This window comes from Lacticaseibacillus sp. 866-1 (assembly GCF_016861825.1).
In the GTDB taxonomy this organism is placed as follows: domain Bacteria; phylum Bacillota; class Bacilli; order Lactobacillales; family Lactobacillaceae; genus Lacticaseibacillus.
The window spans coordinates 24873-47752 of sequence record NZ_BOLU01000003.1 but is presented as its reverse complement, the minus strand read 5'-3'; the positions used below and the strand labels follow the sequence as shown (position 1 = coordinate 47752).

The following is a 22880-nucleotide window of genomic DNA, read 5'->3' as shown; positions in this document are numbered from 1 at the left end:
ACAAATGCTTTTAAAGATATTGTAACAGACCGATTTGATTCTGATACGTCAGCGTAACAACTGCATGCTATGATGAGGGTATCATAAACGGGGGTCAAGAGATGCCATCATTCGTGCACAATCTCATCAGCGGATTAAAAAACAGTGTGCCGCACCGGCATCACCATCGCGGGCAGACGGCCCCAACGCCCATGGAGACCTTGGCGCAGCAGTACACAGGCCGCTATGCCTTTCTGGACGAGCTGACTAACAAGACTCACCAAATCGTCGTGTCCAAGGACCTCGCCATCAAAATTGACGGTCGCGTGCTGCCCGGCACGGTGACCGGCATTTCGACCGACCGGCTGACCTTTCTGGATCACTACGGCTACCAGCTGATCATCACCAGCGGTCCCACTGGTCCAACTAAGGTGTACGACGAGGCCGAGGACACGACCTACAACATCATCACCCCGGCCGCGCCAACCGACTCAGAATAACCACCGCGCATGCGAAAGGCCGTGCACTTCGTCTGAAGTGCACGGCCTTTTCTGGTAAGTTAGCTAGTTAAGGCGGCTGAGGGCCGGCTCTGGCACTAAGCCCTGGTCCACGGCCTGCCAGCTGGTAACGCCCTTATTGGCGTTGTAGACCAGCTTGAGGTAAGCGCCGCGCTTCAGGGGCCGCGCCTTGTTAGCGTTAAAGTCGAGCAAGCGGCTGTGCCCGGTTTTGTCGTACCCGGTCAGGCGATACCGGTAATCCGTATAACTGCGGCCCTGATCACTTTTCTCTGTGATCTGCTCGCCGCTGGTCGTGACCTTGGTGTAGTACGAAGTGCCGCCGTACGATAGCACTGCCACGAGCTTGTAGCCGCCAAATGCCAAGGCGACCACGACGATCAACCCGACCAACAATTTTTTCATCTTGTCTCACCTCACTGCTAGTATCGCTTGCCGAAAGCCGGCCAGCCATCGATTCAGCTAACAGTTTGGTGACGATTTTGTTAGTTCGCCAGCTTCTGAAGCGCCGCCTTCGTACCCAGAAAGGCCACGGCCGGGTAACTGTCGCCGGCAGCCTCAAGCTTGCCGTCCTGCCAAAACGCGGCGCCGGCAAAGCGCGGCCGGCGCGCGCTGATCACCCACCGCTTGGCGCTGCTGTCGATACCTTTGAGGGCACCAAGCACCGCAGGACTGCCGATGAACACGAGCGGGCGGGTCGTGTAGCGGCGCAGCTCCACGACAAACGCCTGGACCTTAGCCCGCAGCACCGCCGGCTTGGGCGGGCGGATCGCGTAATCCCCGTAGTAGGCGATGTGCAGGCCAATCGGCAGCGTACCTACATTTTTTCCGACCTTGGCGGCAAAATAATCCGCCTGGGCCGCCGGGTTGCTGTCAAAGGAAAAATAGTGATACACGCCGACGGCCAAGCCGCTGCCGCTGGCCTGCTGGTAGTTGGTGGCAAAACTGTCGTCAAAAAAGCTCGCCCCTTGCGTGCTTTTCAGGTAGACAAAGGCCAGCCCGGAGCTTTGCAGGGCCTGAAAGTCGGCACTGCCGTCGCTTTGGGACAAGGCGACGCCGCGCACCGGATACTTGGCCACACCGGTTTTGCGCTGGGCCCATAGCCAGCCGCCCAGGGCCAGCGCAAGGATGAGCACCAAAGCCCCCGCCGCCGTCCAAATGCGGCGGCGCTTGATATAGGTATTTGAGTAGATGGGCCGCTTGCGCCTGCGCCTTGCCATGCCGGTTGCCCCTTTCCGCAAATTACCCCTATTATACCGATTTGCTGGCAAGCCGTCAGAATTACTGTAGAATGGAAGGTGTTGATCGTTATTGTACCGGGTCTGTTCCCGGTAAAATCAGCCCCAAGACTGATTTTACCTTGGCCAAACAGACTATGATGTGGTCAGTTGCAAGGAGGCAGAGCATGCTAGACGAGCGCTTGATTGGCACGACTTTCACCCTCACCCATGAAGGCAATGGCGAGGTCGTCTTGTTTGGCATTCATTATCACTACTGGCTGCTCGACGCCGCCACCACCGGTGATCTGGTGGTGGTGGCAGAAGCTTCAGCGCTGGGCTTGGGGGTCCGCCTGGCCAAACGGCAACTGCAGTATTAGCACAGCTGAGCGCCGCGCTCGCGGCAATCAAAGGAGGAGTTAACATGTTCGGAATTATCATTTGGGCAATCGTGATCATCGTTGCCATTTTTCTACTGATTATCTTGTTCTCCAGTATGGCCATTATTCATACCGGGGAAGTCGGCATCGTGGAGCGGCTGGGGAAGTATGTCCAGACGCTGCAACCAGGCTTCCATGTGGTACCGCCGTTCATCTACCGCATCACCGAGATCGTCAACATGAAGCAGATTCCGCTGAAGGTCGACGAACAAGAAGTCATCACCAAGGATAACGTTGTGGTGCGCATTTCCGAAACCCTGAAGTACCACATCACCGACGTCAACGCCTACGTGTACCAAAACAAGGATTCCGTGCTGTCCATGGTCCAAGATACTCGCGCTAACCTGCGCGGCATCATCGGGAACATGGACCTGAACGACGTCCTGAACGGCACCGAAACGATCAACCAGACCCTGTTCCAGCAGATCGCCACAACGACTGCCGGCTATGGCCTGAACGTAGACCGCGTCAACATCGACTCGATCCAGGTCGACAAGACCATTCAGGAATCCATGAACAAGCTGCTGCGGGCTTCGCGTGAAAAGGAAGCCAACATCATGGAGGCGGAAGGCCTGAAGCAGGCTGCCATCGCCAAGGCCGAAGGGGAAAAGCAATCTGACATTCTCCAAGCTGAAGCCAACAAACAGACCCAGATTCTGGAAGCTCAAGGTAAAGCCGAGTCTCAGCGGCTGATCGCCGAGGCCGTGCGCGACCAGATCAACTCGATCAACGAAGGGCTCAAGAACAACGGCGATCTGTACCTGACGTACAAGAACGTCGAAGCGCTGGAAGCTTTGGCCAACGGGTCCTCAAACACCGTGGTCATGCCAAGTACCGCCATCGATTCACTGGGCCAGATCCCAGCCGTTGGCAAGGTCCTGGCCAGCGCCAAGCACGTCGAAAACTAACTGAACGTTCCGCAAAGTGCCGCCATCGCGAGATGTCGGCGCTTTTTTGTGGCCACTTGCCAATGGGCCAAGCCAATTATTTGTCTTCAGCGCTGTCCCGCGGATAATTACCCGTGGAGGTGAGTAACATGGCTGAATCATTGACAATCGTGATCCCGACTTACCAGCTTGGCGCCTACTTTGAGCCGCTGCTGGCCGATTTGACGCACCAAACCGCCGACTTTACCCTGTGGCTGGTGGACGACGGCTCCACCGACGGGACTGCTGAGCGCGGCGCCGCCTTTGTCCGCGGCATCCCCAATTTTCACCACGAGGCGTTTGCCGAGCACCGCGGCGTGTCGGTCGCCCGCAACTTCGGCCTCGCCCGCGCGACGACTAGTGCGGTGGCCTTTGTCGACGGTGATGACCGCATCGCGCCGACCTTTGCGGCGGTGATGGCACGCGCGATGACCCCCGGGATTGCCGCCGTGGCAGTTGGCTACCGGTGGTTCCGCGGGGCCCCACCGCGGCAAGCACAGGAAACGCTGCTGACCCAGCGCGAAATGTTCGACCAGGTCGCCCACCACGGCACTGAAGTCGGCGGCTACGTCTGGAACAAGGCGTTTCGCACGGCGGCGATTCACGCGGCGAACCTGCACTTCGACGAAACCCTGCCGATTGCCGAGGACTACCTGTTCACCGCCAGTTTTGTCGCCGCGACGCCCGGCCCTTACGCCTATCTGCCAGCGATTTTGTACACCAAGGAGAACCGGCCCAACAGCACAATTCACACGGCCGGCTGGGCGGCCAGGCGCCAGGAAGACGCCGTGTTCGCCCGCATCCGCCAGCTCGGTCGCACGCTGGGCTAAAAAGAGGCTGAGACATAAAGCGGGTTTAGCCCAAAACACAAGCGCCCCTGCGCCACGATTGGTTTAAAATCGCGGTGCAGGGGCGTTTGTGCGCTTGGGCGCTGCTTTATGGAACGCGCCTAGGCAATTTTGACTTACTTTCTTAGACAGTTGCGCATTAAGGTAGGTCGTTGCCTGCCGCAAAGTACACATCGTACCACTCCTGGCGTGTTAACGTCACGTCAGAGCCGGCGGCCGAGTCCTTGATGTGGGCCGGATTCATGGTGCCCAAAATGACCTGGAACGGCACCGGCATGCGCAGGATCCAAGCGACCGCGATGCCATTTTTCGAGACATGGTATTTGTCCGCCAGCTCAGCAAGCTTGGCGTTCAGCTTCGGGAACTTGTCGTTGTCGATGTAGACCCCGGCAAACATCCCATACTGGAACGGCGACCAGGCCTGCAGAGTGACGTGCTTGCGCCGCGAAAAGGCCAGCAGCCCGCCGTCGTGATTGACCGAGCGCGGATCTTCCATGTTCACATGCATGCCGGCGTTGACCATGCCGGTGTGCATGACAGAGAACTGAACCTGGTTAATCAGGAGCGGCTGGCTGACATTTTCCTGCAGAAATGCGAACTGCTGCGGGTCAAAGTTGGACACCCCGAAGTGCCGCGCCTTGCCGGCCTGCTGCAGCTCGTCAAAGGCCGCGGCGACCTCGTCTGGTTCCATCAAGGGATCCGGCCGGTGCAGCAGGAAGGCATCCAGGTAGTCGATGCCCATCCGGGAGAGCTCGCCGTCCACGGCATCGATCAGGTGCTGCTTGGAAAAATCGTAGCGCTTGCCGAACACCAGGCTGCCGTGCGAACGCGCCGGGTCGACAATGATGCCGCCCTTGGACTGAATGAACAGCTGGTCGCGCCGGAGGCCAGACTGTTTCAGTGCTTCGCCAAAGACCTTTTCCGACGCCCCTTGCCCGTAAATGTCAGCCGAATCAATGAAGTTGATGCCAGCGTCCACCGCCGCGTTCAGACTCGTGGCGGCCTCAGCTGGGGACAACGCGTCCATGCGCATGATGCCCAGCGCGACGTTTGACGCCGTCCAGTTCGTGTTACCAAGCTTTACCGTTTTCATGTCACAATCACCTCACCTCGGTTTAACCACAGTGCCCTGCCGCCGTCAAGCCGGGTTCTGGTACAATAGCCTAAACGAGGTGACATCATGGCAAAAATTCAACTGGCCGGCGGGATGCAGATCGACGCCCGCAGCCGGCACTCGCAAGTCAAAATGCTTTCGGCCCTGCAGCGGCTGCACGACCAAGGCGTCCCTTTTTCCAGTCTCAAGGTTGGTGAGTTTTGCCGCCTGGCCGGGGTGTCGCGCGCCACGTTTTACCGCCACCACCAGGATCTCAAGGACATTTTGGCCGTCGAGCTGCTCAAACAAATCGGCGCCTTCGAACACCGCGTTGATCAAAGCACCATCAAGGACTTTCAAAGCGGCTCCGCGCTGATCGTGTCCGCGCTGCTGGAAGCGCGGCCGCTGTGGCAGCTGATCATCTGGGCGAGCGCGGCAGACCGGGCGCAGGACCTGATGATCGGCGCCGTGCAGCGGGTGCTGATCACGCGCGACTACCCGGCGCAAGACCGCACGTTCATCAGCGGCTGGCTGGGTGCGGCACTGCTGCGGTTTGCCTTGCAGACGGCGACCACCGAGCCTGCACTGCCGCAGCCCAAGGCGCTTAGTCTTTACCGCATGCTGATCCCGGACCTGCCGCCGATTGTCGACTGACTGCCGCGAGCTAGCGCGATCAAAAATACCTCCGCCAAGTTAGCAGCTAGCTAACCAAGCGGAGGTATTGTCGATTTTTAGATTAGGCGAACTCGATAACCTGAGATGCCGGGTAACGAGCGGACTTCATCTCGTCCTTGCCGTTCTTGGCCGGCTTGCCCAGCGCAACGGCCATGACTGGCACATAGCGCTCCGGGTCGAGACCGAAGACCTTGGCCGCCTTGGTGGTGTCATAGCCGCCAATGGGGTTGGACTCATAGCCGTGCGCCCGGGCGATCAGCATCAGCTGCGTGGCGGCAATCGTGCTGTCAACCGTTGAATCGTTGACCAGCATGGACTTAGGCGCCTTTTCGTACAGCGGCAAGAAGGTGTTGAGCACCTCATCACGCTTTTCCGGGGTGATGCGGCCATCTTCGCAGGCCTTGTTCCACAAGTCGCGGTAGGCCTTGAAGGCCAAGGTATCGCCGAAGATCTGGATCATGGCGCTGCATGAATCCAGTTGCGGCTTGTTAAACTTCATGAAGTAGGACCGAAGCTTGTCCTTGCCAGCCTCGTCGTCGACAATCACAAAGTGCCAGGCCTGCAGGTTGCAGGCTGAGGGCGCCGTGATTGCTTCAGAAATCATCTGCTGAAGCTCTTCGCGAGGAATCTTGACACTCGGATCAAAGTCCCGCACTGATTCGCGGTGCAACAACACGTCACCAAAATCATTATTCACAAAAGCCATAAACGCTCATCCTTTCTGTTCATGAATTCGCTTACATCTTTATTGTAAGCAACCCATTCGCATTAAAGAATGTTCAATCGCTACCGTATGTTAGACATCTGACAAATTCCCGGTTTTGTTCGCCTTTTCCAGCACCTGGACAATGATCTGATCCATCGTCTCGTGCAGCTGCTGCCGCAGCGCCGCCGGCGACTCTGGCAGACCGGCCTTCAGCCAGCGCACCAGCACACTGACAAAGCCGCCGACAAAAAACTCGGCGACAAACTGCTGAGTCGCAGCGCTCACCGTCAGCTGCCTCGCCGTAATCACGGCCTGAATGTAGCCATTCAGGATTTTTAACATCGGCGTACAGAAAATCGCCTGAACTTGCTCCAACGTGATATTCGCATAGAAGTTGGCATACAAATCAGCGTTGTTAGCCAAATACACCAGCAGCCGGTAAACATCTTCCTCCCAGTGAGTGTAATCCGAATCCTTCTGGAGCAAGCTCAGCGCCTCGTCGGCAAAGGTCCATTGCAAGAGCCCGAACAGATCATCAAAATGATAATAAAAAGTCGGCCGCGCCATGCCGGTGGCAGTGAGCAGCTGTTGCACCGTGATGTCTTCAAACGGCCGGGTGCGCAGTGCCGCCTTTAACGCCGCTGAAAAGCGCCGATTCGTGGCTAGCGAGATTGCTTCATTTTTCATTGTGTCTTCCCCCACGCCTTTAGAGCTGTTTCACCATGTCGAACCACACTTCACCAGCATGAGTTGAAGCCGACTGACCATCGCTGACAAACCCATTGCGCGTGTAAAACGGCACGAGTTTGGCCAGGCAGGTCAGCGTAAGCCCGCGGCGGTGTTGCCGTTTGCCCAGGTCAGACAGGGCAGCCAGCAGCGCGGACCCAATGCCTTGGCCCTGTACTTCCGGGGCCACCGCCAGGCTTAGGATGGCCAGGTAAGGCGCCGTCTTTGAATTGGGCTGCGCGATTTCAAACAAGTCGTCCGTTAAGTGACGCCGCTGAATCGCTGGGCCGACCACATAACCGACCAAGCGGCCGGCCTGATGCGCCGTGATGAAAGTTTCCGGGTAGGCGGCAATGCGCGCCGCCATGCTGGCCTGACTGGCCGCCTCTGCAGGCGTGAAGCCGGCGTGTTCAATTGCCATGATGGCAGGCAGGTCCGCAGGCCGGGCCGGCTGAAAAGTTATGCTCATGACCGGGCCTCCAGCACGTATTTTTCGACCGCAGCGGCCACCCCGTCGTGGTCGTTGTCGAGTGTGACATGCGTGGCCGCCTGCTTCACCGCGTCAATGCCGTTGGCCATGCCGATCGCGCACCCGGCCCACTTCAGCATCGGGAGGTCGTTGGCCTCGTCGCCGCACGCCATCACTTCGGCAGAAGCAAGCCCCAGGCGCTTGGCCAGTGCCGCCAGTCCGCTCCCCTTATTGGCCTTTGGATTCATGACTTCCAGGAAAAATGGCGTCGACCGCACCACGTAGTATGCGTCGCCAAAAGCCGCCCGGGCGCTGGGTTCGATCGCGTCAAGCACCGCCTTGGGCGCCGTCAGCATGCCTTTCACGTAGCGAAAATCCGCCGGGACTTGGCCCGGCGTCAGGCGCGTGATACCCACCTGGCTGTCGTACGCCTGTCGCACCGCGTAGAAGCTGATATTATCGTCCGGTGTGATGACGGCACCTTGGGCGTCTCGCAAGTTATAGGTCAGCTGATGGGCCTTGGCGAACTGATCCAGTGCCGCAAAGTCGCTGCGGCCCAGGTCAAAGTTGCTGAACTGCTCGCCGGCAAGCGACACCGTCACCGCCCCGTTGAAGGTGATGGCGTACTCATCGGGCCCGCTCAGCCCCAGCTGATCCAGCAGCGGCTGGACTGCCTGCACCGGCCGCCCGGTGCACAGCACCACCTTGATACCCTGCGCGGAAGCACATTTCAGCACGTCAATCGTGTGCGCAGTCAGCTGCCTGTCGGAATTCAGTAAGGTGTCATCAATATCCGTCGCGATCAGTTTGATTGTCATAGCGGTCCCCTTTGGTTAAACATGGGTCAATTATATCGCAGTTTCCAATTAGCCAGCAGCCAAGAAAAAGCCGCCTGCGCGCTGCAGGCGACTCATTGCGGCCTTAAAGAATCGACACATTGCCCTCGTTTAAGTCAACATGCGGCAGGTACGCGGTTTGATTGTAGACATCCACGTAATACTGATTGCCCACCACGCCCACCAGTGAGGTGGAGAGGTTCTTCAGCCCCAGTAAATGGTCATTGCCGGTCAAGTGGCGCATCCCCAGCTGGGCAATGCCGCCGTGTGTGACGATCAAGGCATTCGCATCCGCCGGCAGGGCCGCGGCAATGGTCTTGAGCGCCTGTGCAAACCGTTCACCTGCCGCGTTGAAGTCCTCGACCCCCACTGCGGTCAAACCCGGATCGTTTTCGCGCCGGGACAGCTTCTGAAACAAAGCCAGGTGATCGTGGACTAATTCGGCCCGCTTTTTGCCTTCCCACTGGCCAAACCCGATCTCGGTCAAACCGGCCACTGGCTGCAGCTTCAGGCCGGCATTGTGCGGCATGCGCGTCAGGATCAGCCTGCCGGAGGTCACCGCTCGCGGCAGCGGACTGGTGTAAGCGGCCGCAAAGCGGTACTGGTCCAGGTAGGCGGCCAGCTTCTCGTACGGGGTCAAATCATCCTGCAACACTGGACTATCACCGCTTGCGCCTTGCAACCGCTTTTCGACGTTCCACTGCGTCCGGCCGTGGCGGACGATGAACAGTCGCTTCATTACAGCTGACCCACGGTGTCGCCGCGCAGCCCGCGCCGCAGCGTTTCAAGCGCAGTGACTTCATTGCTGGCGATGTTCCCAAGGTTAATGCCAACGCCAAACTGGCGGATCAGCGCGACCTGCTGACTCTTCAGCGGTGCCTCAAAAATCAGCTGGTCGGTGCCGCCTTTGGCTAATTCTTGCAGCTCGTCTTCAATGATGTTACCCTCTGCGTCGTAAATACCGATGTTCTTGCCGGCCTCGCGCGCCTCAATGATGACGTAGTTGGCACCGCTTTGCAGGTCAGCTTGGATCTGCATCAGCCGCTCGTGGATGGACAGCTCATGATCCAGCGTCGGATCTTTTTTGCCCACCTCGGAAATGACAAAAAGGCCGGCGTCTTTGGCCTGCTGAATCACCTGCTTGCGCGTGCTGCCCGCGATTGTGGTTGAGCCATCACTGACCTCAACGCCGCCAAACCCCAGCGCCTGCGTCTCTTTCAAGAAGTCGTTAAATTGCCCGTTCATCAACGCGACTTCCAGCAGGGTGCCGCCGGGGTACGGAATCACGCCGGCATCGCGATACTTGGCCGTCTTCTGCTGAATCAGCTCACGGTCCATCGTGGCCGCTGTGCCCCAGCCGAACTTGGCGTAATCCAGGTAATCGCCGGCCGTCGCCAGCAAATCTTCAGTTTCGTTCAGCCCGAGTCCCTTGTCCAGCATCATTGTCTTGCCGCGCGGGGTCGTGGTCTTCGGTGTGTCTTTCAAAAATGCGTAGGCTTTCATTGATCAAATTGCCTCCAAGTTTTAATGACTCCTATTTTACCAGTTTACTGAAAACAATATGTGACAATCGTGTGAAACTTCTCATGCAAAAAGGCCGCCCGCCGGCAGCCTTCCTGTGATTTTAATTGAATTAACGGGTCAACGCCGTGACACTTTCAATGCTGGTCGTCTGGGGAAACATGTCGACCGGCTGAGTTTGCGCCGCGTGGTAGCCAAAGGCCTCAAGCGCCTTGATGTCGCGGGCCAGCGTGGCGGGGTTGCAGGACACGTACACCAGCTTGGGCGGCAGCAGCACACCCACCGCGGCGATAAATTCCTTGGCCAGCCCCTTGCGCGGCGGGTCCACCATCAACACGTCGACTGGCAGTTCTTCTTGTTGCCACTGCTGCATGGCGTCTTCGGCCTTGCCAACGGCGAAGGTCACATTGGTGATGCCGTTGAGCTTCGCGTTATCGCGCGCGTCAGCCACGGCCTCGGGCACGATTTCCACGCCGTACACCTGCTTCGCATGCTTGGCCATGGCCAAGGAAATCGTCCCGATACCAGAATACGCATCGATCACGGTTTCCTTGCCGGTCAGACCGGCCGCCTCGATGGCCTGTGAATACAGGACCTCGGTTTGCAGCGGGTTGACCTGGTAAAAGGACAGCGGCGAAATGTGGAAGGTATTGCCCAGCAGCTGGTCGGTCAGATAAGAATGTCCCGCCAAAAGCCGTGTCTTCTTGCCCAGAATCACGTTGGTGCGCTTGTCGTTGAGGTTCAGCATGATGCTGGACACTTCCGGCAGCGCCGCCTGGATGCCGGCAACGATGTCGTCTTGGTGCGGCACCGCCCAGGATGTGACCACTAGCACAATCATCATGTCCTTGGAGTAGTAGCCGCGGCGCACCATGATGTGGCGAACCAGCCCAGAGTTGGCCTGCTCATCGTACCCGGTCAGGTGGTATTTGCGCAGCAGATCGCGCACCACGATCACCGCGGCGTCGATCTTCGGGTCTTGAATGTAAAAGTCCTCCAGCGGGACCAGCTCGTGGCTGCGGCGCTTGAAAAAGCCAGTGGTCGCCTGGCCATTGATCTGGCGCACCGGGATCTGGGCTTTGTTGCGGTAGCCGGTTGGGTTGTCCATACCAAGCGTGGGCCGGACCGGAATGTGGAGATCCTGCTTTTTGAACAACTCCTGGATCTGATGCTGCTTAAATTTCAGCTGGGCCGGGTAAGCCAAGTGCTGCAGCGGCGCGATGCCGGTTTGCGTGTAAGTGTGATCCACGGCTAGTGCGCGGTCAGGCGAGCTCTGCTCAAGCTTCTTGAGCTTGGCAAAACCGTACTGCTTTTCCGTCTTGAGCACGTGCACCAGCGCCTTTTCGCCTGGCAGCGTGTCTTCGATGAACAGCGGATAGCCATCGATCTTGGCCACCCCCATGCCTTGGTACGTCAGATCTTCAATTTCAACTTCAAGTTCTTGGTTCTTGACCACTGGGGTTTTCGCCACCATGGGCCTCCTTTCGCCGCAGCGCGGCAACGCGAAAAATGACTCCACTCACTGTACCAGACCGGTTGGCAAGCCGCAAGCCGCAAAACAGGCTCCGGCCAGTGTTCACTGACCAGAGCCCGTCTGTTGCTACTGTTTATCGTCGCCGGAGATCTGCCCGTCGCCGTTCAAGTCCTGATGGGAAATGTGCTCCACTTCCTCCAGGTAGCCTTGCTGGCGCACCAGGTCGATGTCGAGGTTCTTCTTTGGAATCTCGTCGACGTTGGCGAACATTTCGATGTGCTGCTTGAGGTTCAAGAACGTCATCGGCGCTGAACCGCCGTAGTCGCCGTCGAGGTTGATCTTCATCTCGCCGCCGTCAGACCGCGTCGCAACCAGCTTGGACGTCTTGGTGTAGATGATGTTGGAATCATCGACGTGGCGCCCGCCGTTTAAGACCTTGGCAATCAGCACCAGCATGTCGCCGAAGTTGCCCGTCTTGACGACAATCAGCGAGAACTTGCCATCCCCCATGCTGGAATCCGGCACGATCTGCTCAAAGCCGCCGACACTGTTGGTCATCGCCAGCAGGAACATGGAGGCCGGGCCGTCGTAGACCCCGTCATCGTACTCCAGGTGCATCGGCACCGACTGAATCGCCGGCAGCATCTCTGCCGCCTTCACCACATACGCGAAGTAACCAAAAATCGACTTAAATTCCGATGGCACCTGATAGGTCAGCTCGGTCAGCAGGCCGCCGGCGGCAATATTCATGAAGTAGTGATTGTTGGCCTGACCGATGTCCATTCGCAGGGTCTGGCCCTTAAGAATGACCTTGGCCGCCGCGACCGGGTCTTCGCGCGGAATGCGCAAGGCGCGGGCGTAGTCGTTGGTGGTGCCGGCGGGAATGATGGCCAACTTGGGGCGGTGCTTGTGCGGCGCAATGCCGTTGACGACCTCGTTGATGGTCCCGTCACCGCCTGCCCCCACAATTAGGGCAAACCCGGCCTCGGTGGCCCGGCTGGCCTCTTTTTTCGCCGAAAAGGGTTCAGCCGTAGTCTGGAAGGCTGAGGCTTCGTAGCCCGCCTGCTCCATCACGTCTAAGATGTCCGCGACGTACCGCCGCATGCCTTCATTGCCCGAAGTCGGGTTATAGATCAAACGTGCGCGTGGGCGCATCGCGATCACCTCCTAATTACCGTTTTTTGATTTCCGTCATCAAGATGCTGTTGACGACCTTCGGATTGGCCTTGCCGTGGGTCTGCTTCATGATCTGCCCGACCAAAAAGCCGATGGCGCGCGACTTGCCGTTCTTGAAGTCATCAATGCTTTGGGCATTGTTGTCCAAGATGTCATTGACGATCGGGGTGAGCTTGGCTGGATCAGACAGTTGAACCATGCCCTTTTCCTCGACCCACGCCTTCGGATCGACGTCTTCCTTGATAATTTCCTGAAAGACCTTCTTGGCGATCTTGCTGGAGATAGTGCCGTCATCGATCAGGTTGATCATGCCAGCCAGGTGGGCCGGGGTCAGCGCAACATCCTTGAGCTCCAGGTGCTCAGCGTTCAAGTAACCGGACACCTCGCCCATCAGCCAGTTTGAGGCCTGTTTGGGATCGGCCCCGGCGGCCACCGTCGCCTCAAAGAAGTTGGCCATTTCCATGGTCAGGGTCAACACACCGGCGTCGTATTCCGGAATGCCCCAGTCCTTGACGTAACGCGCCCGGCGCTTGGCCGGTGCCTCTGGCAACTTCGCCTGAACCTCATCGATCCATTTCTGCGACACAAACACTGGCGGCAGGTCAGGTTCTGGGAAGTAGCGGTAATCGTCCGCGCCTTCCTTGACTCGCATCAGAATGGTTTCCTTCTTGGCCGGATCCCAGCGCCGCGTCTCCTGACGCACCTCGCCGCCTGCCATCAGCAGCTGGATCTGGCGCTTTTGCTCGTAGGCCAGGCCGTCGCGGACATGGTTGAAGGAGTTCAGGTTTTTGATTTCGGTCTTGGTTCCAAAACCGTCCTGGCCAATCGGGCGCACGGACAAATTGGTGTCCACCCGCATCGAGCCTTCCTCCATTTTGACGTCTGAAGCCCCGGTGAACTGCACGATTTGGCGCAGCTGCTCGAGGTACTGGTAGGCCTCTTCAGGCGAGGCGATGTCCGGTTCGGACACAATCTCGACCAAAGGCGTCCCTTGCCGGTTCAAATCGACGTAAGAATACCCGTCGTCTTCATGCGAGTTTTTCCCGGCGTCTTCTTCGACATGCAACTCGTGGATGCCAATTTTTTTCTTCTTGCCGTCCACTTCAATCTCAACGTAGCCGTTGGTGCCCAGTGGCGTCTCGCTTTGCGTGATCTGGTAGGCCTTCGGGTTATCCGGGTAGAAATAGTTCTTGCGGTCAAAATGCGTGTGGCGGGTGATGTCCGCGTGCAGCGCGAGCGCAACCATGATGCCGTAGGAATACGCCCCGCGGTTGATCGTCGGCAGCGTGCCTGGAAAACCCCAGTCGATTACGTTGGTGTTGACGTTCGGTTCGGCACCGTATGACACCGGCGTCGGTGAGTACATTTTGGACTTGGTTTTCAGCTCAACGTGGACTTCAAGCCCGATTGTGGTTTCAAAATTCATTCGTTCGCACCTCCCGGGATCGCATCCTGGTAGCCGGTCGCGCTTTCAAACGCGTCGGCCGCCTGAAGCAAGGTCTGCTCATCGAACTGCTTGCCGATCAGCTGCAGGCCAACGGGCATGCCGTCAACCAACCCAGCTGGGATCGACAGTGCTGGCAGCCCCGCCAAATTGACCGGAATGGTCAGGATGTCGTTCATGTACATCGTGAGCGGGTCGGTGACTTTGGCGCCAATCTTGAACGCCGTGGTCGGCGTGGTCGGACCGATGATGAAGTCGTAATCTTCAAACACCTTGTCAAAGTCCTGAGCAATCAACGTGCGCACCTGCGCGGCCTTCTTGAAGTAGGCGTCGTAAAAGCCGGCGGACAGACTAAAGGTCCCCAGCATAATGCGCCGCTTGACCTCGGGGCCAAAGCCCTCGGAGCGCGAGCGCACGTAAACGTCTTCCAGGTTCTTGACGTCCTTAGCCCGGAAACCGTAGCGAATCCCATCAAAGCGCTGCAGGTTCGAGGAAGCCTCGGAGCTGGCGATGATGTAATAGGCCGGCACCGCATACTTGGTGTGCGGCAAAGAAACCGTCTCGACCGTCGCCCCCAGGGCGCGGAACTGCTCGGCGGCCTGCTTGATCTGCTCAGCCACGGCCGGATCGACGCCTTCGCCCAGGTATTCCTCAGGCAGGGCGATCTTCATCCCGTGAATCGACTGGCCCAGTTTTGCCGTGTAATCCGGCACAGCCAGATCAGCAGTGGTGGCGTCCTTCTCGTCATGACCGGCAATCACGTTCAGGGTCAAAGCCGCGTCGCGCACCGTGTGGGTCAAAGACCCAACAACGTCCAGACTGGACGCAAAGGCAATCACGCCCCAGCGGGAGACCCGGCCGTACGTCGGCTTCAGGCCAACAATGCCGTTAAAGGCCGCCGGCTGGCGAATGGAGCCGCCGGTGTCGGTGCCCAGCGCCATCGGCAGCTGACCTGAGGCAACAGCGGCGGCAGAGCCGCCTGACGAGCCGCCTGGCACCTTGGTCTGGTCCCACGCGTTTTTGGTGGTCTTGAAGGCGGAGTTTTCCGTTGATGAGCCCATCGCAAATTCGTCGAGGTTCAGCTTGCCGGCGATGATGGCGCCTGCCGTCTGCAGTTTTTCAACCACGGTGGCGTCGTAAACCGGCACGAAGTTGTTCAGAATCTTGGAGGCCGCAGTGGTCTTCAGACCCTTGGTGACAATGTTGTCTTTGATGCCGACCGGCACGCCGGCAAATGGCTTATCTGCCGCGATCCCGGCGTTGTCTTGCGCCGCAGCGGCTTTTTTGGCCGCTGCTTCGTTCAACGTCAAAAAGGCGTCGATCTCGGGGTCGACTCGCTTGATGTCGGCAAAGGTCTGCGCGGTCAAAGCGGCCGCGGTGATTTTGCCAGATTGAAGCTGGTCGTGCAGCTTGGTGATGTCCAGATTATCGTAACTCACGGCTTAGTCGTCCTCCTTATCGATGATCGATGGTACCTGGATCAGCGTGCCCTTCTTAGTCGGCACGTTGGCCAGCAGGTCCTGAACGTCGGTGTCATTGACGGCGACGTCCTCGCGCATCACATTTTCAAGGTGAATACTTTGCGTCGTCACCGGCACGTCGGTGGTATCGACGGTTTCCAGTTGGGCGACCATATTCAAGATCTCATCGAGTTGGGCCGTGTACTGCTGCAGCTCGTCTTCCGAAAAGGCCAACTTCGCCAAGCCGGCAACGTGCGCCACACTGTCTTTTGAAATCATGTTCTCTACCTTCTTCGCTTTTGCTTAGGGATTTAATCATCTTAGTTTACCATACGAACCTGACTCGCCTGCGCGCCGCCGCCAGTTTTTTACCAAAAAACGCCCGGTTGCCCGGACGTGAGAGTCAGTAACTGTCGAACACGTGCGTGGTAAAGTCCTTGGCACCGCTGGCGCGGGCCAAGAAGGCCTGCATGCCCTGCGTGGACTGGACAGTGATCTGGACCTGCACGCCACTTGGCAGGTACTTGGAGGCCATGGCGCTGACGTACTGGGTAAAGCTTTGAATCTCGGTCAGACCGTAGAACTGCGTGTTGATGGTGACGTTGAGCCCGGCGAGCTGGTTGTCCTCGTAGTGCGCCTGCGCGGTGACGCCGGCCAAGGTCGGGAAGAAGTTCTCAACGTTGCTTTGGAAGTTGTTAAAGTCATCCGCGACCGTTTGGTTGATCGGCTTCTTGTTGTCGATCGTCGGCAGGACCTCATTTTGCTGGTTGACCGGCTTCCAGGACTGAAGCGAGGTGCCAGAAGTGGAAACCACATAATCAAAGTAGGTGCCGCCGACCAGCGAATCGCGCGCCGCCAGCTTGTACAACCCGATCACGATTGGCGTATCGTTGGCCACGCCCTTCATTCGCCGCACGCGCGCGACCACTTCCTGCGCCATGCGCCGGCCCTGCTGCGTCATGGCCGCATCCGTGATGTGGGTGGTGTAGGTAGCGCCGTACTGCTCTTTTTCGTAGTAGTCGTACTCGTTCATCCCCAAGCCGATGGCCACGCCGCCCAGACTCATTGACGAACCGCTTTGGGTCATGTAATCCTGCTCCAAAATCGTTTGCAGGTACGTTGGGACCCGCTTGTCGGGATCAGTTTCCTTGTTGCTCTTCGGGTTTAGGCCCTCGGCGTCTTGATCAGAGCGGTGGCCCAGCCACTTTTTGGCCGTCGCCGTGGAAAGCAGTTGGCCTTCTTCAAACAGGTACTTGGAGGTCGAAAACTGCTTCTTGGAAATTTCCTGCAGCCCCGCTTCCATGCTCTTGATGTTAAAGGCGTTGCCGTCCTGCTGATTCTGCGTCAGCTGAAGACCGCGGGCACTGGAGGTCTGATAACGACCGCCCTTGATGACCCCTTCGTAGGTGCCGGAATCCGAGGTGCCGGTGGTCGTGTATTTGCTCGTGCTGCTGCCGCTAGCCCCGCTTGCCCCGCTGCCCGAATTGAAGTTCAGGTTGCCGCACGCGGCAAGCAGGACGGCGGTCGCCAGCAGCGCCGCGGTCAGAATTTTCTTCATCAACAAAATGCCTCACTTATAGTTTCGTCTGTAATTCCTGTTCATCCATCACTGGCACGTTCAGAGTCTGCGCCTTGGTGAGCTTTGAGCCCGCCTTCTCGCCGGCAACCACCAGATCAGTCCGCTTGGACACGGAACCCGTGACCTTGGCGCCTAGCGCCTGAAGCTTGGCCGTCAGCGCCGGCCGGGTGAAGGCCGCAAACGAGCCGGTGATCACGACAGTTTTGCCAGAGAAAAATGAATCCGTGGCCACCGGCGCGCCGCCCTTAAAGGTCAAATTGACGTCGGCCTGCCGAAAGTCCTCGATCAACGCCCGGGCCGTGTCGCGCTTAAAATACTGCACAACGCTCGCGGCAATGGTCGGACCGATGTTTTCCACGTCGGCAATGGTTGCCTCGTCGGCGGCCATCAGCGCGTCGATATCGCCAAAATGCGCCGCCAAAAGCCGCGCGGCCTTGGCGCCGACGTGGCGAATGCCTAAGCCAAATAGTAGGCGTTCCACAGAGTTCTGCCGACTGTTGTCGATGGCCTTTAACAAATTATTAATCGACTTTTCCTTGAACTTGTCCAACGTGCTGAGGTCATCTGCCGTCAGGTGGTACAAATCGGCGACGTCCTTGACCAGCCCTTTGGCCTGCAGCTGGGCAATGATTTTCGGGCCAAGGCCGTCAATGTTCATCGCCAGGCGGCTGGCAAAATGGGTCAGTTGCTCTTGGACCTGCGCCGGGCACATCGGGTTGATGCACCGCAGCGCGACTTCGCCGTCGACGTGCACCAGCGTTTGGCCGCAAGACGGGCACGCCGTCGGGATCGCTGCCGGCACAGAATCCGCCGGCCTTTTGCTCAGCACCACCGCCGAAACCTCGGGAATGATGTCGCCGGCCTTGTGCAGCAGCACGGTGTCGCCGATGCGAATGTCCTTTTCGGCGATCAGGTCTGCGTTGTGGAGCGTGGCCCGCGCCACCGTGGTGCCCGCCAAGGCCACCGGATCCATCACGGCCGTCGGCGTCACCACGCCGGTGCGGCCAATCGTCCAGTCAATGTCTCGCACCACTGTTTCCGCCTGCTCAGGCGGAAACTTGTACGCGATCTCCCAGCGCGGCACCTTGACGGTGTTGCCCAGCTCCTGTTGAAGCGGCAGGCTGTTGACCTTGACCACGATGCCGTCGATGCCGTAAGCCAAGGCGTCGCGGTCCGCGGTTTGAGTGGCAATGTAGCTGTCCATTTGCTTGAGGTCGCCGGTCGTGATGGAGCTGGGATTGGTGACGAAACCCAAGTCCTGCATGAAGGCAATCGCGTCGTGCTGCGTTTGGATGTTGAAGCGCTCTGGATCGATCAGGGTGTAAATGAACGTCGCCAGTTCGCGCGCCTTGGTCACCTTGGGGTCGAGCTGGCGCAAACTGCCCGCCGCTGCGTTGCGCGGGTTGGCAAACGTGGCCAGCCCTTGCGCCTCGCGCGCGGCGTTCAGCTTGGCAAAAGCATTTTTAGGCATGTAGCACTCGCCGCGCACCTCAATGTTCAGGGGCTGTTTCAGCTCATGCGGAATGTCCTTAATGGTCATCACGTTAGCCGTGACGTCCTCGCCGACATTGCCGTCGCCGCGCGTGGAGCCCTGCACCAGCTTGCCGTTTTCGTACACCAAGGACAGCGACAGCCCGTCGATTTTCAGCTCGACGTTGTAGTCGACCTGTTCTTCCACGCCGCCTTCGAGCCGCTCGGCCCAATCCTGCAGCTCTTCCAGGGAAAAGACATCCCCCATCGACAGCATGGGAATCGGGTGCGGCACCTTGGCAAAGTCGGTGTCGACGCTGCCGCCGACCGCCTGGCTGGGCGAATCCGGCAGCACCAAATCCGGGTACTGGGCCTCAATTGCCAGCAGCCGCTGATACGCCATGTCGTATTCATGGTCATCGACCGTTGGTGCGTCCTGGTCGTAGTACTCGCGGCGCCACTGGTTGAGCTGATCGACCAGCGGTTGAATGGCCGTCGCTGCGTCGCTGTGCGTCATTGCCGAAACGTCCTGCTCTGCCATCTTGCTGCCTCCTGTCTAGTCCACGTGTTTGGTGATCGGGGCAAACGCGGCCAGCAGCCGCTTGACCCCCATTTCCGGAAAGGCAATGTCCAGCTCCTGGTCATCGCCCTTGCCAGAGACTTTGACGATGGTGCCAACACCCCACTTGCGGTGCGCCGCCTTGTCGCCAACGGTCCAGGTGACCTTGCCGGCGGTGCTGGTCGGCGCCGCCGCGTTGTCCACCACCTTGGCCCGCGTGCCCTGCGGGTGCCGCGAGTAAGTTGGCGTCACGGCCCGCGCTGTGCGGTTGGCCTCGCGGTCGAACGGATAACTCGACTTCGGGGCCTGCTGCCCGACCGTTTCGAGCAGCTCAGGGTCGATTTCTTCGATGAAGCGACTTGCCGGATTGTTTTGGCGCTGGCCATACAGCATCCGGGCATACGCATTGCTCAGATACAGCTTCGACTTGGCCCGCGTGATGCCGACATAGGCCAGCCGGCGCTCTTCTTCCATTTCCTTTTCGTCCATGGCGGAGCGGGAAAGCGGGAAAAGGCCTTCCTCCATGCCCACCATGAACACGACTGGAAATTCCAGGCCCTTGGCGGCGTGCAGCGTCATCAGGGTGACTTCCTGCGCGTCTTCTTCGACCTCGTCTTGATCCGAAACCAAGGCCAGATCGGCGATGAAGTCAACAAAAATGTCAGAGTTTTCGTCCTCGGGTTCGTAGCGTTCATCGAACTGCTGCGTAACAGAAAGCAGCTCCTGCAGGTTCTCGATGCGCGTGTCGGCCTCGACGGTGCCGGCGTTTTTCAGCGTTGGCAGGTAACCGGTGTCGTCCAAAATTGCCTGCATCAGGTCGGTGACGGTGCCCTTGTCCTTTTTGGCCTGGATCTGCTTGATGGTCGCGCCAAACTTGGCCAGCGCCCCGCGGGCCTTGCCCGACACATCAGAAAGCTCGGCATTTTGCGCCGCTTCCAGCAGCGACCAGCCGTTTTGAGTGGCGAAGGCCTGAAGCTTGTCCATCGACGTGTCGCCAATGCCGCGCTTGGGCTCGTTGACGATCCGGTTGAAGCTCATGTCGTCATCCGGGTTGATCACCAGCCGAAAATAGGCCAAGGCGTCGCGAATTTCCTTGCGGTCGTAGAACTTGTGGCCGCCGACCATTTTGTACGGGATGTTGCTTTTGACGAAGGCCTCTTCAATTGCCCGTGATTGCGCGTTTGTGCGGTACAGCACCGCGAAGTCGCCGTACTTGCGCTTGCCGGAGCGGATGTCCTGCTCGATGGTCTTGATGACAAAATAGGCCTCGTCGAGTTCGCTTTGGGCCCGGTAGTAGGTGATCTTGTCGCCGGTTTGATTTTCGGTCCACAAGGTCTTCACCTGACGCTTTTTGTTGTTCTTGATCACGGCGTTTGCCGCCTGCAAGATGGTTTTGGTCGAGCGGTAGTTCTGCTCGAGCAGCACGACCTGCGCATCCGGGTAGTCCTTTTTAAAGTCCAGGATGTTTTGCATGTTCGCGCCGCGCCAGCCGTAAATGCTCTGGTCGGCATCCCCGACCACGCACAGGTTACGGTAGCCATCCGCCAGCATGTGGACCAGCTGGTACTGGGCCTCGTTGGTGTCCTGATATTCGTCGACGTGAATGTACTGGAACTTATTTTGGTAGAACTTCAGCGTTTCCGGATCTTTCTGAAACAAGATGATGGTCTGCATGATCAGGTCGTCAAAGTCCAGCGCCTGGTCCGACCGCATGCGCTTTTGGTACTCGGCGTACACCATCGCCGTGGTTTGCTCAAATGGCGTTCCAGCGGTCTTGGCGTACTGCTCGGGTGTTTTCAGGTCGTTTTTGGCGTTGGAGATCGCCGATAGCAGGGCCTTGGGGTCGTAGCGCTTCGGGTCGATGTTTAAGTCGGCCAGGATGTGCTTGACCAGCGTCTTTTGCTCGGCCGGGTCGGCAATGGTGAACGCGCGGTTCATGCCCAGTTTTTCGATGTCGCGGCGCAGGATGCGCACGCACAGTGCGTGGAAGGTCGAGACCCAAACGTCGCGGGCCAGCTCCGGGTCGAGCATCCGGCCGATTCGCTCCTTCATTTCGCGGGCGGCCTTGTTGGTAAAGGTGATGGCCAGGATGCGCCAAGGGTTAATGCCCTTCTCCTCGATCAGGTAGGCGACGCGGTGCGTCAACACGCGCGTCTTGCCGGAGCCCGCCCCGGCCATGATCAGTAGTGGGCCCTCAGTGGCCAGCACCGCCTCGGATTGTTTATCGTTCATGCCTTGCAGAAGTGCATTCGCCATGATATCGTCCTTCCTGCTTTATCTTTGCTTTTCCCATTGTACCAAAAAAGCCGCTGCCAAAACAGCGGCCGCACCGCGCGAAAACGGCTTCACGCTGGGCTTTTATGGGCGCAGGCGCAGTGAGACCCCGGCCCGGTTAAAATTTAGGCTCGGCGCCTAGCGCCTCACTTTTTCTGCTTCAAACTGGTCGCTTCAAACACCCGGTCGAACTCCTTGACTAATGCCTCGGGATCGCGCGCGTCCTCTTGAAGGTACGCATACAGCGCATACGTGGTCACCGCGTCATACAGCGCCCCATGCGCGAGCAAACTCAGCCCCAGGTAGTGGCGGTAGGTCGTCAGACTGACTTCCGGGTTGCCCGGCATCGGGCCGGCCTGCTTAGCCAAAAGCGCGACGTCGATCAACCGATACGGCTGCGGGTACAGGTTGAACTGGCGGCGCAGCACCGGCAAATCGCCGCCGTGCACCGAAAAACCCAGCAGGCTGTCCTCGCCGATGAAATCAATGAACTGGCGAATCGCCTCGTTGGCCGGCAAGCCGTACTGCTTCAAGGTCTCCTCATGAATGCCGGTGACGCGCTGCGAATAGGTATTCAGGTGGCGCCGCGCCGGCACCTGGACGAACACGTTGAAGGTGTCGACAATGTGGTTGGCCTTGACCTTGACCGCGCCAATTTCCGTGATGAACATGCCTTCACGCGCGTTGCCACTGGAAAATTCCAGGTCAAACGCCGTAAAGTCGCTCACCGCCGTTTTTCCGTAGAGGACCTCGCGCTCGCCGCGGTTCAGCGCCGCCGAGCGGGTGCGCGGAAACTGCCGGCGCCGCAGATTTTTCGCCCGGGCCAGGACTTCCTGCTGCTGGCCGCTTCCGGCGCGGCCGCCCTGGCTGCGGCGACCCGCCACGATCGCCGGCATCGGCAAGCTGCCCAAAAAGCCGTGAAGCCATGGCTTGGCCAACTTGGCCTGAGTGACTTTGACACCAGCGAGGCCGGCTGCCTTAAGGGTCCCGCCGGCCACTGGGCCGTAAAGGGTGACACGCACCGGCGCGCCGTCTTCCTCCAGCCGCCACTGGTGCAAGATGGCCTGCAGCATCAGCAGTTGATTTTGAATCTGCCGGATCTCGCGCCAGCGCGGGTACAGCTCCTTGGGCAACTGCGTCAAATCCCGTAGCGTTAAAACGTAGCTGTTCAAAACCCCGCGCAGCAGGCGGTCTGCCGCCTGGCCAGGCTTGGGTCCCTGGGGCTGGATCACTTGGGCCACCAGCGGCAGCGGTATGCCCTGAGCAATCGCCCGCGGCCACAGCCCCTGCAGGTGCATCGTCAGATCACCATCTTCACCTAGTGCGCTGGTGATCTGCTCAGGGTCGCCGCCGGCAAACGCAGCCAACAGCCGGACAGCGGCAGTCAGCTGCTTGGGCCACAGGTCCTCGTCCAGCGGTTTTTGCACTAATTGTTTAACTTCCTCGACGTCCATGTTGTCCCACTCCATTCGGCTTCAGCCTACCGAAAATCG

23 protein-coding genes are annotated in these 22880 nt (G+C 58.8%); 5 read left to right on the top strand and 18 right to left on the bottom strand.

Annotated features, from left to right (window positions below):
- The first annotated feature begins 101 nt into the window (after nt 1–101).
- Nucleotides 102–479, top strand: a complete 378-nt coding sequence (locus JUE30_RS01995; protein ID WP_225419396.1) for a DUF4828 domain-containing protein — start codon at nt 102–104, stop codon at nt 477–479.
- 63 nt (nt 480–542) lie between these two features.
- Here JUE30_RS01995 and JUE30_RS01990 read toward each other — a convergent pair whose 3' ends face one another.
- Both JUE30_RS01990 and JUE30_RS01985 read right to left on the bottom strand, forming a co-directional pair.
- On the bottom strand, nt 543–899 hold the full coding sequence (locus JUE30_RS01990; protein WP_203623385.1) for a YxeA family protein: 357 nt from the start codon (nt 897–899) through the stop codon (nt 543–545).
- 80 nt (nt 900–979) lie between these two features.
- Nucleotides 980–1714, bottom strand: a complete 735-nt coding sequence (locus JUE30_RS01985) for a GH25 family lysozyme (RefSeq protein WP_203623384.1) — start codon at nt 1712–1714, stop codon at nt 980–982.
- 185 nt (nt 1715–1899) lie between these two features.
- Here JUE30_RS01985 and JUE30_RS01980 point away from each other — a divergent pair, with 185 nt between their 5' ends.
- The 3 genes from JUE30_RS01980 to JUE30_RS01970 all read left to right on the top strand — a co-directional run bounded on the left by JUE30_RS01980 (nt 1900) and on the right by JUE30_RS01970 (nt 3907).
- A complete protein-coding gene (locus JUE30_RS01980; RefSeq protein WP_125757331.1) occupies nt 1900–2091 on the top strand; it encodes a hypothetical protein in 192 nt (63 codons plus the stop codon).
- Nucleotides 2092–2135: 44 nt separating this feature from the next.
- Nucleotides 2136–3059, top strand: a complete 924-nt coding sequence (locus JUE30_RS01975) for an SPFH domain-containing protein (protein WP_056989310.1) — start codon at nt 2136–2138, stop codon at nt 3057–3059.
- Nucleotides 3060–3178: 119 nt separating this feature from the next.
- Nucleotides 3179–3907: a glycosyltransferase gene (locus tag JUE30_RS01970; protein WP_203623424.1), complete on the top strand. Its 729-nt coding sequence runs from the start codon at nt 3179–3181 to the stop codon at nt 3905–3907.
- A gap of 157 nt (nt 3908–4064) precedes the next feature.
- Here JUE30_RS01970 and JUE30_RS01965 read toward each other — a convergent pair whose 3' ends face one another.
- Nucleotides 4065–5018 carry an aldo/keto reductase family oxidoreductase gene (locus tag JUE30_RS01965; protein ID WP_203623383.1) on the bottom strand — a complete coding sequence of 318 codons (954 nt, stop codon included), beginning with the start codon at nt 5016–5018 and terminating at the stop codon, nt 4065–4067.
- An 87-nt stretch (nt 5019–5105) separates the two neighbouring features.
- Between JUE30_RS01965 and JUE30_RS01960 the strand changes: the two genes are divergently transcribed.
- Nucleotides 5106–5672: a hypothetical protein gene (locus tag JUE30_RS01960; RefSeq protein ID WP_125757338.1), complete on the top strand. Its 567-nt coding sequence runs from the start codon at nt 5106–5108 to the stop codon at nt 5670–5672.
- Nucleotides 5673–5754: 82 nt separating this feature from the next.
- Here the strand turns inward: JUE30_RS01960 and JUE30_RS01955 are convergent, their stop codons facing one another.
- The 15 genes from JUE30_RS01955 to JUE30_RS01885 form a co-directional block, all read right to left on the bottom strand.
- Nucleotides 5755–6399, bottom strand: coding sequence for a nitroreductase family protein (locus JUE30_RS01955; RefSeq protein ID WP_125757340.1), 645 nt, complete (start codon nt 6397–6399; stop codon nt 5755–5757).
- A 90-nt stretch (nt 6400–6489) separates the two neighbouring features.
- Nucleotides 6490–7086 (bottom strand): TetR/AcrR family transcriptional regulator C-terminal domain-containing protein, encoded by a 597-nt coding sequence (locus JUE30_RS01950; RefSeq protein ID WP_203623382.1) that lies wholly within the window; start codon nt 7084–7086, stop codon nt 6490–6492.
- A 19-nt stretch (nt 7087–7105) separates the two neighbouring features.
- A complete protein-coding gene (locus JUE30_RS01945) occupies nt 7106–7594 on the bottom strand; it encodes a GNAT family N-acetyltransferase (protein ID WP_203623381.1) in 489 nt (162 codons plus the stop codon).
- Nucleotides 7591–8412, bottom strand: coding sequence for a Cof-type HAD-IIB family hydrolase (locus JUE30_RS01940; protein ID WP_203623380.1), 822 nt, complete (start codon nt 8410–8412; stop codon nt 7591–7593). The genes JUE30_RS01945 and JUE30_RS01940 overlap by 4 nt, the downstream gene beginning before the upstream one ends.
- Nucleotides 8413–8515: 103 nt before the next feature.
- Nucleotides 8516–9169 (bottom strand): histidine phosphatase family protein, encoded by a 654-nt coding sequence (locus JUE30_RS01935; RefSeq protein WP_203623379.1) that lies wholly within the window; start codon nt 9167–9169, stop codon nt 8516–8518.
- Nucleotides 9169–9933, bottom strand: a complete 765-nt coding sequence (locus JUE30_RS01930) for a phosphosulfolactate synthase (RefSeq protein ID WP_203623378.1) — start codon at nt 9931–9933, stop codon at nt 9169–9171. The genes JUE30_RS01935 and JUE30_RS01930 overlap by 1 nt, the downstream gene beginning before the upstream one ends.
- Nucleotides 9934–10063: 130 nt before the next feature.
- Nucleotides 10064–11422: a 23S rRNA (uracil(1939)-C(5))-methyltransferase RlmD gene (gene rlmD, locus JUE30_RS01925; protein WP_203623377.1), complete on the bottom strand. Its 1359-nt coding sequence runs from the start codon at nt 11420–11422 to the stop codon at nt 10064–10066.
- A gap of 129 nt (nt 11423–11551) precedes the next feature.
- On the bottom strand, nt 11552–12580 hold the full coding sequence (locus JUE30_RS01920) for a diacylglycerol kinase family lipid kinase (protein WP_203623376.1): 1029 nt from the start codon (nt 12578–12580) through the stop codon (nt 11552–11554).
- 16 nt (nt 12581–12596) lie between these two features.
- Nucleotides 12597–14027 (bottom strand): Asp-tRNA(Asn)/Glu-tRNA(Gln) amidotransferase subunit GatB, encoded by a 1431-nt coding sequence (gatB, locus tag JUE30_RS01915; protein WP_203623375.1) that lies wholly within the window; start codon nt 14025–14027, stop codon nt 12597–12599.
- Nucleotides 14024–15484, bottom strand: a complete 1461-nt coding sequence (gene gatA / locus JUE30_RS01910; protein ID WP_203623374.1) for an Asp-tRNA(Asn)/Glu-tRNA(Gln) amidotransferase subunit GatA — start codon at nt 15482–15484, stop codon at nt 14024–14026. Before gatA ends, gatB begins: the two co-directional genes overlap by 4 nt.
- Nucleotides 15485–15487: 3 nt before the next feature.
- Nucleotides 15488–15784, bottom strand: a complete 297-nt coding sequence (gene gatC, locus JUE30_RS01905; RefSeq protein WP_203623373.1) for an Asp-tRNA(Asn)/Glu-tRNA(Gln) amidotransferase subunit GatC — start codon at nt 15782–15784, stop codon at nt 15488–15490.
- Between the two features lie 124 nt (nt 15785–15908).
- A complete protein-coding gene (locus JUE30_RS01900; RefSeq protein WP_203623423.1) occupies nt 15909–17063 on the bottom strand; it encodes a CamS family sex pheromone protein in 1155 nt (384 codons plus the stop codon).
- 16 nt (nt 17064–17079) lie between these two features.
- Nucleotides 17080–19095 (bottom strand): NAD-dependent DNA ligase LigA, encoded by a 2016-nt coding sequence (gene ligA / locus JUE30_RS01895; protein WP_203623372.1) that lies wholly within the window; start codon nt 19093–19095, stop codon nt 17080–17082.
- A gap of 15 nt (nt 19096–19110) precedes the next feature.
- A complete protein-coding gene (pcrA, locus tag JUE30_RS01890) occupies nt 19111–21369 on the bottom strand; it encodes a DNA helicase PcrA (protein ID WP_374706424.1) in 2259 nt (752 codons plus the stop codon).
- Nucleotides 21370–21533: 164 nt separating this feature from the next.
- Nucleotides 21534–22841 carry a PolC-type DNA polymerase III gene (locus JUE30_RS01885; protein WP_203623371.1) on the bottom strand — a complete coding sequence of 436 codons (1308 nt, stop codon included), beginning with the start codon at nt 22839–22841 and terminating at the stop codon, nt 21534–21536.
- Between the last annotated feature and the right edge of the window lie 39 nt (nt 22842–22880).